The following is a 13,800-nucleotide window of genomic DNA, read 5'->3' as shown; positions in this document are numbered from 1 at the left end:
TGTGAGGTCTCGCACCAACAATTCCGGGCAAAACAAATACCGGAACATCAACATTTCTCTTGACTAGGCGTAGAAAAAGAGCCGACTGCGCAGCCGACTCTTCTTGGTAAAAGCTGTTTACTTTGCGTCCTTCAGAATCGTTTCGGTCTTCTTTTGCAGGGTGCCCATGGCATCTGCTGGCTTAGTGTGCTTGGTCGTCATCGAATCAACGGCATCCAGCAGGTCATTGCGGTACTCGGTGAAGCCCTTGAAGGCGGTGGACTGGAAGCCGGAATCCAGTGAGTCGACGGCTGCCTTGTTCACTTCGTGGTTCTTCAGGTAGCTCTGGAAGCTGGCATCTTTGACTGCGGACTTGCGCAGCGGCACGTAACCCGTCTTTTCTGCCCACTTGATGGTCTCCTTCTTGGAGGTCAGGAACTTCATGAAGGCCCAAGCACCTTTTTGCTGATCAGCAGAGGCAGACTTGAACATCACAAGGTCATTGCCGGCCAGCTCAGTGGCTTTCTTGCCCTTGTATGAAGGCACCGTCGTGGTGTTCCACTCAAAGCCCTTTGGTGCATTTTGCTGCATCGAGGAAACGCCCGCAGAGGAGCCAATGTAGAAAAGGGTCTTACCCGAGGTGAAGTTCTTGTCGCCGTAAATATCTTCACCGGCGGTTTTGGCTTCACCATCTTGCAACATGTTGAAGATCATGTTGGTGACTTGCAGGGTCTTCTTGGAGTTCAAGTTCGCCGTCAGGTTTTTGGAAACCAAAGCGTTGCCGTTCTGGCGAGCCAGTGCTTCGAGTTCCATGTCGAATGAGGCATCGAAGCCGACAACTGCGACGCCCTTGCTCTTAAGCGTCTGACCGAGCGTTTGCAGCTCTTCCCAGCTGGTTGGGACCTTGTTGACCCCCAGCTTCTTCATCAGTGCTGGCTGGTAGTACATGATCCGGGTCGACTTAGAAAACGGCATGGAGTAGTACTTGCCCTGATACTTCGAGCTGGAGATAAAGGCCGGGTAAATATCCTTCAGCGAGCTTTGGCTCAACTTGTCGCTGCCTTTGAGCATGTATGGGTCCAGCGGTGTGATGAAGCCGTTGGAGACATAGTCAGGAACGGTCGTGTAAGTCGTTTGCGCCATGGTTGGCAGTGACTTTGACTTGGCCCCCGCCATGATCTTTTGCTGCAGCGCAGTGTAGTTGCCTTGGGCGGTACCCTTGACCACGTACTTGCTTTGCGAGTTATTGAAGTCTTTGATAATGCCGTCAAGCGCAGTCTTATAAGGACCGTTCATGCCGTGCCAGAAAGTGATGGTCACTTTCTTGTCACTGGTGCTGTTTTTGCTTGAAGCGTTCGAATTGCCACAAGCGGCAAGGGTCAAGCCCAGCAGAACGGCGGCTGCCCCAAGTAATGATTTACCCCAAACACTCTTTTTCATGAGTTAAACTATCCTTTCAATCCAGCTTTTGAGATTCCAGCAATGATGTATTTCTGCAAGAACATGTAAACAATGACCATTGGAATGATCACGAAGGTCGAGGCCGCCATCAGCAGCTGATATTGCGTGCCCGCGTCGGTGGTAAAGGCTTGCAGCCCAACCGGCAGGGTGCGCATTTTTTCGCTGTTGGTGACGATCAACGGCCACATGAAGGAGTTCCAGGACCCGATGACTTCAAGGACGGTCACGGCGGTGATCGTCGACTTACTCATCGGGACCAAGACGGTCCAGAGGTACTTCCAGTCCGAGGCGCCGTCCATTTTCGCGGCGTAGTAAATCTGGTCAGGCGTGGACTGAAACGTCTGACGCAGGGTGAAGACAGTGAAGAAACTGGCCAGCCAAGGAAGAATAAGCGCCCCGTACGTGTTGACCAAACTCATCTTCGACAAGGTGACAAAATTGGGAATGATCAGCATCTCTCCGGGGATCATCATGGTTCCAAGGAAAATCATGAACAGGAAATTCTTGCCCCAGAAGCGGAGCCGCGCAAAGGCGAACGCCGCAAGAATGCTGGTCAGCAGCTGACCCACCGTGGTGACCACGGTGACAATCACCGAGTTAACGAAGTAGCGCAAGAACGGTGCGGCGTGAAACGCCTCGACATAGTTGTGCCAGCGCAGCACCTGAGGGATCCACACCGGCGGTACCTTGATGGTTTCCGGACCGGACTTCAGCGAGGTGGAGATCATCCACAGAAAGGGGATCAGCATCGTCAAGGCCCCGAGGGCGACAATCAAGTACAGTAGAACGCGACTGATTTTTTTTGCCATGATGATGCCCCCTTAGTAGTGAACGTGCTTGCGTGAGTACCACAACTGCACGAAGGTGACCAGGAGAATCAAGACAAAAAGCACAACGCCGCTGGCAGCCGCGATCGGGTACTTATACTCGGTGTAGAATTTTTCGTACAGGTAGTACACGATGGTCAGATCGGCTTTCCCAGGCCCCGGAGTGCCCTGGAACAAGGCGAAGATTTGGTCAAACACCTTGAACGAGCTGATCACACCGTTGACAGAGACCAGGAAGGTGATCGGTGAAATCATCGGGATCGTGACGTTCCAAAAGCGCTGCCAGGCGTTGGCGCCATCGATTTCGGCCGTCTGATAGTAGCCTTTATCGATGTTGTTCAGCCCCACCAGGAAAAGGATGATGTTGAACCCGAGATCCTTCCAGATACTCATGATGATCAGCGCCAGCAGGGACCAGTGGGGATCCGTCAGCCAATTGATGGGATGGATCCCGACCAGACTCAGAAAGTAATTCATGAGTCCGTAGTCAGAATGGTAGATCCAGTTCCAGACCATCGCGATGGCGACGGTCGACGTGACGAACGGGAGAAAGTAAACAGTGCGGAAAAAGCCAGACAGCCACTTGATCTGATTCAGCAGCAGGGCGATGATCAATGACAAAATCACGGTGATTGGCACGACTCCGGCCACGAAGATCAGCGTGTTGCGCACCGCCAGATGAAAGTCGGGGTCGTTCCAAAGGTAAATGAAGTTGTCGAACCCCATCTTGCTCACTTTATCCGTGTAGAAGTTGTACTTGGTATAGAAACTCATCAGCAGCGATGAGATGATCGGCCAAATACTGAACGTCACGGAGATCACCAGCATTGGCAGGAGGTAAAGGTACGCCTTGAGTGACGACTTCAGCGTGGGCTTCTCATTCATCATGGGCATCACCGCCAAAAATCAACGCGCCTTTTTCGTCAAACAGGAAAAATCCTGCTTTGGTGAGGAAAAAGTCGCCGTCCGTCTGGCTGGCCGGCAGTCCCGCCATTTCGGTGGAGAGCAGCGTCTCGCCGTTGTAGGCCAGATTGGCGGTAGCTTCCCGGCCGTACTTTCTGGCCTGCTTCAACCCGGCGTGAATCTTCGCCACCATTTCCTGACCGTTATCAAACGGGACGATGGCCTCGCTGCGAATCCCGGCCGTTTTGGCTTGGGCCAGGATGCTGGCCGGCACGCTGCTGACCAGATCGGCCTTCAGCGCGTCGGCGGGCAGGGTGTTGATGACGGGCTCGCCGATGAATTTGGCCACAAACAGGTTGGCTGGCCGCTCGTAAAGCACCGTTGGCGTCGAGAACTGCTGAATCGTGCCCTGCGCCAGGACCATGATGTTGTCAGAAATGTGCAGCGCCTCGTCCTGATCGTGGGTCACGAAAATGGTCGTGACGCCAGTTTCCTGCTGGATGCGGCGGATTTCCTGACGCATCTCAATGCGCAGGCGCGCGTCAAGGTTTGACAGCGGCTCATCAAGGAGCAGCAGCGAAGGCGATTTGGCTAACGCACGCGCGATCGCGACCCGCTGCTGCTGGCCCCCGGAGAGCCCGCCCGGCTTTTTGTCAAGCTGGTCATCCACGTGGACGAGCTTTGCCAGTTCTTCGGCTCGCTTGTACCGTTCGGCCTTTTTGACCTTCTGCATCTTGAGTGGGAACGCGATGTTGTCGCGAACGGTCAAGTGCGGGTAGAGTGAGTAGTTCTGAAAGACCATCCCGACTTTGCGTGCCAAGGCGTCTTTTTTTGTGACGTCTTCATCCCCAAAGTAAATGTGGCCAGAGGTCGCCGGTAGTAAGCCGGAGATCAGGTTAAGGGTCGTGGTTTTGCCCCCGCCGCTTGGCCCTAACAGGGAAACAAGGGTGCCGTCAGGAATCTGAAAATTCAGATGCTTGAGGGTATCTTTCTTTCCGTCGTAGGACAAAGTGACGTCTTTAAACGTTACTTTCAACCCGGTTACGCTCCTTCAACTGTATTCGCGTGTCGCTAACTGTTGCGTCGCGGCACTAGATATATCGTAGCAAAGATGCGGCAAGGCCACAAGATACAGTATGATGACAGAACGCGCTCACCAGATGTGGCGGATGAGAGAGAATGCTGAGGATTCTATTCCTTTTATTCAATATGGCACTCATTCGCTGCTCCTGAGAGTAAGAGAGGACCTGACCAGGATTTAAAAACTCTTTGACCTGTTTTGCCAAAGCCCGTGGTGCCTCAAGCGGCGCGTTTAAGAATAACGGTTGCACTTGTCACTTATGCTTATAATTAAATTAGAACTGGCCAAACAAGGGTGTTTTTATCACTTTGGTAGTAGGGACACGCGGTGTGTCAGACTTTTGAATGATAGTCACCTATCCTGACGGTTGGGGGCAATCGCAAAGTTTGCTATAATGGGCGGCGTGAATGATCGGCGGTCAAGGAGGGGATGTTGCGGCGACGCCGGTCGGAAAGAGGCAGCCGCAACGATCATGATTCGTCCAAGTAAACCCGAAGACGCGGCGCAAGTCGTGCCGCTGATCGATCTCGTCTTTGAAGAAATGGAAATTCCTGCGCTGATGCGGATGGCCAAACCGGCGCTATACAAGGTGTTTGAGCAGGCGTTTAAGCTGCCAAAATACCGCTATGGCTATCCGCAAACCACGGTCCACGTCGGCAGCCAAGGCGTTGATGGCATCCTGGTTGGGTACCCGCATGAGGCGGAGGCACACATCGATGACGCCTTTAAACCGCTGCTTCCAAGCGTTGGTCTGCCAATCGATCATGAGCTTTTTCCAGATGTCGAATCCGACCCTGGTGAGTGGTACATCGACACGCTGGCCGTTGCCGAAGCCGCCCAGCACCATGGTATCGGGACGGCTTTATTGAACGGCATTGTGACGCCTTTAAAAAAACAAGGCGTGACGCTGTTATCCCTGAATGTTGACCAGACTAACCCGCATGCCGAGCACTTATACCGCAAGTGTGGGTTCGAGAAGACGCGAGAGCTGATGATTGGGTCCCATCGCTATAACCACATGACTAAAGCGATTTAAGCCAAAAGGGAGGCTCAGTTGAGTCTCCCTTTTTTGAACCAAAAATGTGGGGTTGGCGGTCAGGTCCCGGTTGTGTAGGCCAAATTACCGCGGGTAAGCGGGTTCGTCAGGTGCACGAAGCGCCACCGGTCGAGTACGGCCGCCACCAGCAGCCCCGCGTGAACATTGCGGGGATCGAGAATGTCGATCTTGAAGGTGGTGGAAGTCGCCGCGCCCACTGCCGCAATCGTGGTCACTGTTTTGACGCCATGGTAGATGTGGTATTCATTGGCCAGCAGGTTGCCGAAAATCAGCCAGTTGAGGTCAGTGACAAACACAAACTCGTGCCACACGCCCAGCATTTTCTTCACACTACCGGCTTTTTGACCATTTAAGGTCAGGTCATAGCGCGGCGACATCCCCATGGTCTTCTGCCGGATCTCGCCCAATTCCTGGCCGGAAATCGTGTGCAGGTTAAAGGTGTCATTCGCCAGGCCGTGCCGGCCATTCAAAATGAAGGCGGGTTTTGACTGGTCGTCTTTGACCACGGTCACGCCTGACTCGTGCAGTGCTTGGGCATCAATATAATACAGCATTGCGTTCGCCGCCTTTTTCCTGTTGGTTCAGGGCGATGGCATGGTGAATGGCCTGGGCGACCCCATCTTCGACGTTGGTTGCAGTGACGTGCCACGCCAGTTGTTTGATCTGGGGGACCGCGTTGGCCATGGCTACACCGTACTTGGCCATTCTGATCATCGATTCATCGTTGAGATTATCCCCAATGGCCATCACCGAATCCATGGTGATTTTCTTCAGGGCAGCGTAGGCGGCCAAAGCCGGGCCTTTTTGGGCATCTTTCGCATTGATTTCAAGGTTATTCTCGCCGCTGGAGGTGATTGCCAATCCGCCTTGGGCCTCTAGCTGCTGCTTGAGCGGCGCAAGCGCGGCTTGGCCGCCGTCGGCAAATACCACGGCCTTGAGGATCTCGGTGTCAGGGGTGACATACTCCCGATAGTCGTCCACGTACTTGGTGAAGAGATACTGGATCCTTTTTTCAGCTTGGGCAGTCAGTTCGTCGTCGCTCAAGTTCTGGTGGTAGCGGCGCAGTGCGCGTTTCATGTCCGCCAGGCGGTGCGCGTAGGAATTGGAGACGACGCCGTCAGGAATCACCAGTTCGCAGTAAAACCCTGCGCGGTCGATCTCGTCGAGCACGGAGAATAGCAGGTCATGGGCCAGCGGAATGTGGACTTTGACCTGACCAGCCTCGTTGTACACTAAGGCGCCATTGATCGTGATAAAAGCAGGTTTGAGTCCGTGGCGCGAAAGGCGCGGCTGGGCCTGCGGCAAGTTGCGCCCGGTGGCCACGATGAATTCGATGCCGGCCGCTTGAGCGTCACGAATGGCTTGTGCATTGGCTGGAGACACTTCGGAATCGGCATTGAGCAGGGTGCCATCCAAGTCGGATGCGATCAGTTTGATCATGACAAAACCTCCAATCATCGCAATTCTACCATAAAAGCGGATGCAAAGCGGGCGGTGCTTGAGTACACTAGACAGGGAGGCTAGCGATGAAAACACTCATTCATAACGACTGGCAGACGGTGCTTGCCCCGGTGTTTGAAGGCCCGGAGTACGCGCGGTTGCACCAGTTTCTCAAGCAAGAGTATCAGACCCAGACAATTTACCCAGAGATGCACCACATCTTCCAGGCGTTTGAATGGACGCCGTTTGATCAAGTCAAGGTGGTCATACTCGGGCAGGACCCCTACCATGGGCCCAATCAGGCGGTGGGCGCCAGCTTTGCGGTTGCCCCGGGGGTCCCACTGCCGCCGTCTTTGCAGAATATTTATAAGGAGCTGCAGGATGATCTCGGGTACCCACCGGTGCGCCACGGCTACCTCAAAAGCTGGGCAACGCAGGGGGTGCTGCTGCTCAACGCGGTGCTGACCGTCCGGGCGGGCCAGGCTAATTCACATCGGGGACAAGGCTGGGAAACGCTGACCGACGCGGCAATCGCGGCGTTGTCCGACCGCGGGGGCGTGGTGTTTATCCTGTGGGGCAGCTCAGCGCGGGCCAAGAAGCAGCTGATCGACCTCAGTAAAAACGCGGTGGTCGAGTCGCCGCACCCGAGCCCGTTGTCCGCTTACCGCGGTTTTTTTGGCAGCCGACCGTTTTCGCGCACCAATGCCCTGCTGACCAAAATGGGCGAAGCACCAATCAACTGGCAGCTGCCAGAGCTCCCGGCGCAGTAAATTTTCAGTGCGGTTTGCGCCAATCATTGCTATGATAGACCATGAACGTTGTATGCGCTAACAAAGAAATTAATGGAGGGATCATTTTGGACTTAATTCAGAGCTTGGAGCAGAAGGTCACTGGCAAAAACTACAGTATTGTTTTCCCTGAAGGCACTGACCCCCGCATTCTTGGCGCGGCGGTGCGGCTTGCTTCAGACGGGCTGATTCAGCCGATCGTCCTTGGTGAGCAAAGCGCAGTCGAGGCGGTAGCGAAGGACAAAGGCTTCAACTTGGCGAAGTTAACCATCCGCGATCCGCAAACCGATGCGCTGCTGCCAGAGATGGCGAAAGCTTTCTTCGAGCGCCGCAACGGGAAGGCCACTGAAGAACAGGCCGCGGCCATGGTCAAGGACCCGAATTACTTTGGCACCATGCTGGTGTACATGGGCAAGGCAGATGGTATGGTTTCCGGTGCGGTTCATTCAACCGCTGATACCGTGCGCCCGGCGCTTCAGATCATCAAGACCCGGCCAGGGGTGTCGCGGACGTCAGGCGCGTTTATTATGCAGCGCGGGCGCGACGAGCGTTACCTGTTCGCGGACAACGCGATCAACATCGATCCTGACGCTCAGACCCTGGCAGAGATCGCCGTCGAGTCGGCGAAAACGGCCAAGTTATTCGATATTGATCCCAAAGTGGCGATGCTGAGCTTCTCCACCAAAGGCTCCGCCAAGGCGCCGCAGGTCGACAAAGTGGTTGAAGCCACGGCCTTGGCTCAGAAGTTGGCCCCAGATCTGGCGCTTGATGGCGAGCTTCAGTTTGACGCCGCGTTTGTGCCGACCGTCGCGAAGCTGAAGGCCCCGGAATCCAAGGTGGCAGGCAATGCCAATGTCTTCATTTTCCCGGACCTGCAGTCCGGCAACATCGGCTACAAGATCGCCCAGCGGCTTGGCAACTTCGAAGCCATCGGCCCGATCCTGCAGGGCTTGAACAAACCGGTTTCCGATTTGTCCCGCGGCGCCAACGAGGAAGACGTATACAAGGTCGCGCTGATCACGGCAGCCCAAAACCTGATCGACTGATTATGGTAAAATGGTCTCAGTTTGGACCGTCACAAAAGCGCCGGTGCAATTGCCCGGCGCTTTTGCGTTGAAGGAGGCACAGGGATGGAATTCAAGGACGAAACCGCGCTGCAGGCCTTTGCGGCGGCGGTGGCCCCGAAGCTTCAGGCCGGGGACATTCTGCTGTTGGACGGGGACCTGGGCGCCGGGAAAACCAGCTTCACCAAGGGGCTGGCCCGTGGGCTGGGGATCACCGATTACATTAAAAGTCCCACCTTTACGCTGATCCGCGAATACCCAGATGGCCGCCTGCCGCTTTATCACATGGACTTATACCGCCTTGAGGGCGGCGGGGCAGGCGACTTGGGCCTAGAAGAATACTTTGAAGGCGATGGTGTCTCGGTGGTCGAGTGGCCTGATTATCTGGGTGAAGCGATGCCTGATGCGTATCTGCTGATTCACTTTCTCAAGGATGAAGTTGACGATAGCAAGCGCACGCTGACTTTTGAAGCGGCCGGCGCGCGGGCACAGGCCCTGCTTGCGGCGCTGCCAACAAAATGAGCAAGGTCACTAAAACATCCCGCCAGGTCAAAGCCTGACGGGATGTTTTCGATCATGCGGTCATTTTCAGCATGGGCGCGAGCGCGGCCTGACCAAAGCGCTGTTCCTGGGCAATCAGGATCCGGGCGCAGGCGTAGCTGTCCTGTAAGGCGTTGTGGTGGTGGGCCAGCGGGATGTGAAGCGCCGCGCTGACCGTATCCAAGCGGTGGTTGGGCAAGTCGGGCATCAGTTTTTTTGACGTGCGGGCGGTGTCGATCACTTGGTACTGAGGCACCCCGATATCGTAGCGCTCAAGTGTCCGCCGCAGAACGGAAACATCAAACGGCGAGTTGTGTGCCGTCACCAGCTGATCGGCGGTGAAAAAGCTTTGGATGTGCGGCCAGACCGCTGGAAAGGTGGGCTGGCCTTTGACTTGGGCGGCGGTGATGCCGTGAATGCGAACGTTTTGCGGCTCAAAGGGGCCTTCCGGATCGATCAGGGTGTAAAAAGAGTCGACCACCCGATCGTTGCGCACCACGACCAGCGCGAGCGAGCAGGCACTGGCCCGCTGGCGGTTCGCGGTTTCAAAATCCATCGCAATAAAATCCATCTTATTCTCCTATCAGATCGGTAGTTTGCAGCTCGACGGGGCAGTGGTCCGAGCCCATGATTTCGTTGTGAATCTTGGCGTCCTTCATGAACGGGACGAACCCGTCGCTGCCCACGAAATAATCAATGCGCCAACCGGCGTTGCGCGAACGGGCGTTGAAGCGGTAGCTCCACCATGAGTAGGCCTCGGTTTGGTCGGGGTAGAAGTGGCGGAACGAGTCTGTGAACCCGGCGGCCAGCTGCGTGGTGAAGTCCGCCCGCTCTTCATCGGTGAACCCTGCATTGTGGTGATTGGAAGTGGGGTTTTTGAGGTCAATCTCATGATGCGCGACGTTGAGGTCGCCGCAGTAGACCAAGGGCTTTTTTGCGGCTAAGGTCTCGGTGTAAGTCAGAAAAGCCTTATCCCAGGCCTGCCGGTAGGCGAGCCGCTTCAGTTCACTGCCGGAGTTGGGCGTGTACACCGTGATCAGGTAGAATTGCGGGTATTCCAGCGTGATGACGCGGCCTTCATCGTCGAACTCGGGCACGCCGATTCCGTAGGTCACGTTCATTGGCTCATGCTTGGTAAAAATGGCGGTGCCAGAATAGCCTTTGCGCTCGGCGTAGTTAAAGTACTGGTGATAACCTGGCAGCTCGAGCGTCGCCTGACCCGCCTGCATTTTGGTTTCCTGGATGCAGAACCAGTCTGCGTCCAGCGCGTTAAAGGTCGTCATAAAATCATGCTTTAAGACGGCCCGCAAGCCGTTGACGTTCCATGAGATCATTTTCATCGTGTGCTGCCTCCGTTCGTATTGCCTCCAGTATATAAGAAAAACCAGCTCGCCTCAAACCGCTGGCGAACCGGCATCTATGTTAAAATTAGACCGTAATTTAATCTTGGGAGGCAGATCATGACTGCAGCCGTAATCGATGGCATCACGATTTTAAAAAATGAACCACTCAGTAAATATACGTTTACCCGCACCGGGGGCCCGGCAGACCAGTTGGCCTTCCCGCGCAGGGTCGAGGAAGTGGCAGCCCTGGTGCAGTACGCCGATGAGCAGGGCCTGCCGATCACAGTGATCGGGAACGCCTCGAACCTGATTGTGCGTGACGGCGGCATCCGTGGGCTGACCCTGATCCTCACGCAGATGGATCACATTACCGTTTCCGGCGACCAGGTGACTGCCCAGGCCGGCGCGCGGTTAATCGACACGACGGAGGCGGCGTATCGCGCGGGGCTTTCGGATTTCGAATTTGCATGCGGGATTCCAGGCAGCATTGGCGGTGCTGTATACATGAACGCCGGCGCCTATGGTGGGGAGATCAAGGATATTCTGACGGCGGCCACCGTGTTGACCAAGGCTGGCGAATTAAAGCATTACGACAACGCGGCCATGGCGTTCAGCTACCGGCACAGCCTGGTGCAGGACACTGGAGACGTGGTGCTGGAGGCCACTTTTCAGATGACACCTGCGCCCAAGCCTGACATTCGCGCGCGGATGGATAAGTTGAACGCGCGCCGCGCCAGCAAGCAGCCGCTGGAGTACCCGTCTTGCGGCTCAGTGTTCAAGCGGCCGGTCGGGCATTACGTAGGGCCGATGATTCAGCAGGCGGGCTTGCAGGGTCATAAAATCGGCGGCGCGCAGATCTCGATGAAGCACGCCGGGTTCATTGTGAACATTAACCACGCGACGGCGACCGACTACATGGCGATGATCCGCTACGTGCAAAAGAATGTGTTAGCAAAATTCGGCGTTCAGCTGGAGCCTGAGGTCCGTATCATGGGGACTGAACAGACATTATAAAACGACACGAAGGAGGTGAGCAGCATGCAGTTGGTCGAAGCGGTCTTGTTGCTCATTTCGTTGGTGATTCTCTCAAATGTGATCAGTCATTACCTGGTGGCCGTGCCGGTTTCGCTCATTCAGGCAGCGTTGGGTCTGGGTGCAGCACTATTTTTTAAGCTCAGTCTCGACATGCAGACTGATTGGTTTATGCTGCTGTTCACGGCGCCGCTGCTGTACAACGATGGGCGGCGATTCCCCAAACGGGAGCTGTGGCAGCTGCGCGGGGCCATTGTCGGTAACGCCATTTTTCTGGTCTTTGTGATCACCTTTCTCGGCGGCTTTTTCCTGCACTGGCTTGTGCCGGCCATGCCGCTGGCGGCTAGTTTCGCGCTGGCGGCGATCATGGCGCCCACGGATCCGGTGGCGGTGCAGTCGCTAGCCAGCCGGGTACACTTACCGGCGGGACTGATGCACCTGATCGCGGGCGAAAGTCTGATCAATGACGCCAGTGGGCTGATTGGCTTCAAGTATGGCATCGCGGCGGTCATGACGGGTGCCTTCATTTGGACTCAGGCCATCGGCGACTTCTTCTATATCGCACTGGTGGGGGCGCTGGCCGGGGCGCTGCTCATGGGCATCATTAACTTAGTGCGGTTGTGGCTGCTTCAGCAGGGCATCAACGATACCATCCTGCATGCGGTGCTCCAGCTGATCACGCCGTTTCTGATTTACCTGTTGGTCGATGAAGTCATCGGGGCCTCTGGTGTGATTGCCGTGGTGGTGGCTGGGCTGTTGACGAACGCCTCGGGGAACCGGTTTGTTTCCGCCTTGCCCGAGTTGCGGATCGTGACGGAGAAAACCTGGGACATTGTGGTGTATGTCCTGAACGGCCTGATTTTCATTTTGCTAGGGTTGGAATTGCCAGTCGCGATGCACGCGACGATTGAAAGTCGGGCGGTTTCGACCTGGCAGGCGCTGCTGGATGTGGTGCTGGTCTATCTGGTCATGCTGGCCATTCGGGTTCTCTGGACCTATGGCTACATGTGGGTGAGTGCCTGGCACAAGCCGACCGCTGCTCATCCCAGCGCGTACTTGGCGCTGTTAAATGGAATCTCGGGGGTGCGCGGGGCGATTTCTCTGGTCGGGGTGCTGGCCGTTCCGGTGATGCTGCCCAGTGGTGCACCGTTTCCGGAGCGTTCCTTGATGCTCTTCATTGCGGCCGGGTACATTGTCTTGTCGATGATCGTGGCGACAGTGGGTCTGCCTTTGATGACTAACAACCGGGCGCCGCTGAAGCTGCGCGGCTCGGCAACCGAAGATGGCGACCCTGCAGCGGCCGTCGCGCCGCATGATGTGCGGCTACTAACCCACGCTCAGGCTCAGCGGGTCTTGTACCAAACGGCGGTGCGGAAGCTGGAAAGTGAGCGGCGAGAACAGAATCAAAAACCGGCGCTTGATTTGATTGATGAGTACCAACACTTGCTGCGCCGGCTTGACCTTCAGGAGGACGACAGTGATGATTTGCCGCCGTTTGTCCAGGATGAGATCGATCTGCGCGCAGTCGGCGTGGCCGGGGAGCTGGCCGCGCTTGAAACCTTGTATGAGGCGGACAAAGTAAGTGACCGCCTGTATCAAAAGACTAAACGCCGCCTGCACACACGGGCGCGCTCCCTGGCCGCGATGGCGCAAAACCAGGGCCACCTGAACCTGACGGACTTTTTGGATCGGGCTAAGGCAGCAGTGCCGCACTGGTGGCATAAGGTGGCGGCAGACCGGCTGGGGCAACCAGTGAATGAGGAGCGGTTGTTGGTCGAAAAAGAAATTGCCAAGGGTGGGCTGAAGACGCTCAGCAATTACTTGAAGGAACCCGAGCACCGCGCCCGGCAGTTTAACCGGCAGGTGATTTACGCCCTGATTGTTCAGTACCGCAATCGCATCGCGACCGCTAAAGCCAAGGCCAAAGGGACCCACAAGTCCCTGCAGTACGAGGATGAGATGAACCGGCTGCGGACGCTGGCGCTTGCGGCGGAGCGCGCGGCGATTCACGACTTGCTGGAGCAGGGTTACATCAATGTCGCCATGGCGCAGCACCTGTCTCAAACCGTGAACTACACGGAGAATGCCGCAAACTTGGCGGCCGCCGAGTAGCATCCCGTTGGGTCAATAAATGATAGAATGGACAAGTAAGCGGGTTCCCGCGTGACTTGTTCGTTTTGCAGGGAGCCTCTGGCTGCCTGCTTTTTGTTATAGAGGCTTTAGCCGGGCTCGCGCGGAGACGCGCGAGGCTCAAAACCACCCGCTGTGCGGGTGGAGTCAAATGA

At 56.0% G+C, this 13,800-nt stretch carries 14 protein-coding genes; 6 read left to right on the top strand and 8 right to left on the bottom strand.

Features of this window, described 5'->3' with window-relative positions:
- Positions 1 to 117: 117 nt before the first annotated feature.
- The 4 genes from EKM86_RS11660 to EKM86_RS11645 are packed head-to-tail and all read right to left on the bottom strand — an operon-like array spanning position 118 to position 4,206.
- On the bottom strand, positions 118 to 1,419 hold the full coding sequence (locus EKM86_RS11660; protein ID WP_125758217.1) for an ABC transporter substrate-binding protein: 1,302 nt from the start codon (positions 1,417 to 1,419) through the stop codon (positions 118 to 120).
- An 8-nt stretch (positions 1,420 to 1,427) separates the two neighbouring features.
- A complete protein-coding gene (locus EKM86_RS11655) occupies positions 1,428 to 2,249 on the bottom strand; it encodes a carbohydrate ABC transporter permease (protein WP_125758215.1) in 822 nt (273 codons plus the stop codon).
- A gap of 12 nt (positions 2,250 to 2,261) precedes the next feature.
- Positions 2,262 to 3,155, bottom strand: a complete 894-nt coding sequence (locus tag EKM86_RS11650) for a carbohydrate ABC transporter permease (RefSeq protein ID WP_125758213.1) — start codon at positions 3,153 to 3,155, stop codon at positions 2,262 to 2,264.
- Complete coding sequence (locus EKM86_RS11645) at positions 3,145 to 4,206, bottom strand: ABC transporter ATP-binding protein (RefSeq protein ID WP_125758211.1); 1,062 nt, start codon at positions 4,204 to 4,206, stop codon at positions 3,145 to 3,147. Before EKM86_RS11645 ends, EKM86_RS11650 begins: the two co-directional genes overlap by 11 nt.
- 514 nt (positions 4,207 to 4,720) lie before the next feature.
- On the opposite strand from EKM86_RS11645, the gene EKM86_RS11640 reads away from it, so the two are divergent.
- A complete protein-coding gene (locus EKM86_RS11640; protein WP_125758219.1) occupies positions 4,721 to 5,287 on the top strand; it encodes a GNAT family N-acetyltransferase in 567 nt (188 codons plus the stop codon).
- A 59-nt stretch (positions 5,288 to 5,346) separates the two neighbouring features.
- On the opposite strand, the gene EKM86_RS11635 is transcribed toward EKM86_RS11640, so the two are convergent.
- Together EKM86_RS11635 and EKM86_RS11630 are read right to left on the bottom strand one after the other, a co-directional pair.
- Positions 5,347 to 5,862, bottom strand: coding sequence for an LURP-one-related/scramblase family protein (locus tag EKM86_RS11635; protein ID WP_125758209.1), 516 nt, complete (start codon positions 5,860 to 5,862; stop codon positions 5,347 to 5,349).
- Positions 5,846 to 6,748 (bottom strand): Cof-type HAD-IIB family hydrolase, encoded by a 903-nt coding sequence (locus EKM86_RS11630; protein WP_164506273.1) that lies wholly within the window; start codon positions 6,746 to 6,748, stop codon positions 5,846 to 5,848. Before EKM86_RS11630 ends, EKM86_RS11635 begins: the two co-directional genes overlap by 17 nt.
- 86 nt (positions 6,749 to 6,834) lie before the next feature.
- Here EKM86_RS11630 and EKM86_RS11625 point away from each other — a divergent pair, with 86 nt between their 5' ends.
- From EKM86_RS11625 to tsaE, 3 genes are all read left to right on the top strand, one after another.
- Entirely contained in the window at positions 6,835 to 7,518 is a 684-nt protein-coding gene (locus EKM86_RS11625; RefSeq protein ID WP_125758205.1) for a uracil-DNA glycosylase, read from the top strand.
- A gap of 86 nt (positions 7,519 to 7,604) precedes the next feature.
- The gene (pta, locus tag EKM86_RS11620; protein ID WP_125758203.1) at positions 7,605 to 8,582 is read left to right on the top strand and encodes a phosphate acetyltransferase; all 978 of its coding nucleotides are present in this window, start codon (positions 7,605 to 7,607) and stop codon (positions 8,580 to 8,582) included.
- Positions 8,583 to 8,666: 84 nt separating this feature from the next.
- A complete protein-coding gene (gene tsaE, locus EKM86_RS11615; protein ID WP_125758201.1) occupies positions 8,667 to 9,122 on the top strand; it encodes a tRNA (adenosine(37)-N6)-threonylcarbamoyltransferase complex ATPase subunit type 1 TsaE in 456 nt (151 codons plus the stop codon).
- Between the two features lie 52 nt (positions 9,123 to 9,174).
- Here tsaE and EKM86_RS11610 read toward each other — a convergent pair whose 3' ends face one another.
- Positions 9,175 to 9,711, bottom strand: a complete 537-nt coding sequence (locus EKM86_RS11610; protein ID WP_125758199.1) for a 3'-5' exonuclease — start codon at positions 9,709 to 9,711, stop codon at positions 9,175 to 9,177.
- Between the two features lies 1 nt (position 9,712).
- Positions 9,713 to 10,480, bottom strand: coding sequence for an exodeoxyribonuclease III (locus EKM86_RS11605; protein ID WP_125758197.1), 768 nt, complete (start codon positions 10,478 to 10,480; stop codon positions 9,713 to 9,715).
- A gap of 120 nt (positions 10,481 to 10,600) precedes the next feature.
- Here EKM86_RS11605 and murB point away from each other — a divergent pair, with 120 nt between their 5' ends.
- Positions 10,601 to 11,497, top strand: coding sequence for a UDP-N-acetylmuramate dehydrogenase (gene murB, locus EKM86_RS11600; protein WP_125758195.1), 897 nt, complete (start codon positions 10,601 to 10,603; stop codon positions 11,495 to 11,497).
- A gap of 24 nt (positions 11,498 to 11,521) precedes the next feature.
- The gene (locus tag EKM86_RS11595; protein WP_125758193.1) at positions 11,522 to 13,627 is read left to right on the top strand and encodes a cation:proton antiporter; all 2,106 of its coding nucleotides are present in this window, start codon (positions 11,522 to 11,524) and stop codon (positions 13,625 to 13,627) included.
- Positions 13,628 to 13,800 lie beyond the last annotated feature (173 nt).

Origin of the sequence: Lacticaseibacillus hegangensis, from assembly GCF_003946465.1 — a bacterium.
Classification (GTDB): Bacteria; Bacillota; Bacilli; order Lactobacillales; family Lactobacillaceae; genus Lacticaseibacillus; species Lacticaseibacillus hegangensis.
The sequence above is the reverse complement of the archived record's forward strand: the minus strand, read 5'-3'. Positions and strand labels throughout refer to the sequence as shown.

Coding starts and splice junctions, on each gene's coding strand:
- EKM86_RS11635 (WP_125758209.1), bottom strand. CDS start 5,862: ATGCTGTATTATATTGATGCCCAAGCACTGCACGAGTCAGGCGTGACC.
- EKM86_RS11630 (WP_164506273.1), bottom strand. CDS start 6,748: ATGATCAAACTGATCGCATCCGACTTGGATGGCACCCTGCTCAATGCC.
- EKM86_RS11610 (WP_125758199.1), bottom strand. CDS start 9,711: ATGGATTTTATTGCGATGGATTTTGAAACCGCGAACCGCCAGCGGGCC.
- EKM86_RS11660 (WP_125758217.1), bottom strand. CDS start 1,419: ATGAAAAAGAGTGTTTGGGGTAAATCATTACTTGGGGCAGCCGCCGTT.
- EKM86_RS11605 (WP_125758197.1), bottom strand. CDS start 10,480: ATGAAAATGATCTCATGGAACGTCAACGGCTTGCGGGCCGTCTTAAAG.
- EKM86_RS11655 (WP_125758215.1), bottom strand. CDS start 2,249: ATGGCAAAAAAAATCAGTCGCGTTCTACTGTACTTGATTGTCGCCCTC.
- EKM86_RS11625 (WP_125758205.1), top strand. CDS start 6,835: ATGAAAACACTCATTCATAACGACTGGCAGACGGTGCTTGCCCCGGTG.
- EKM86_RS11595 (WP_125758193.1), top strand. CDS start 11,522: ATGCAGTTGGTCGAAGCGGTCTTGTTGCTCATTTCGTTGGTGATTCTC.
- tsaE (WP_125758201.1), top strand. CDS start 8,667: ATGGAATTCAAGGACGAAACCGCGCTGCAGGCCTTTGCGGCGGCGGTG.
- EKM86_RS11650 (WP_125758213.1), bottom strand. CDS start 3,155: ATGATGAATGAGAAGCCCACGCTGAAGTCGTCACTCAAGGCGTACCTT.
- murB (WP_125758195.1), top strand. CDS start 10,601: ATGACTGCAGCCGTAATCGATGGCATCACGATTTTAAAAAATGAACCA.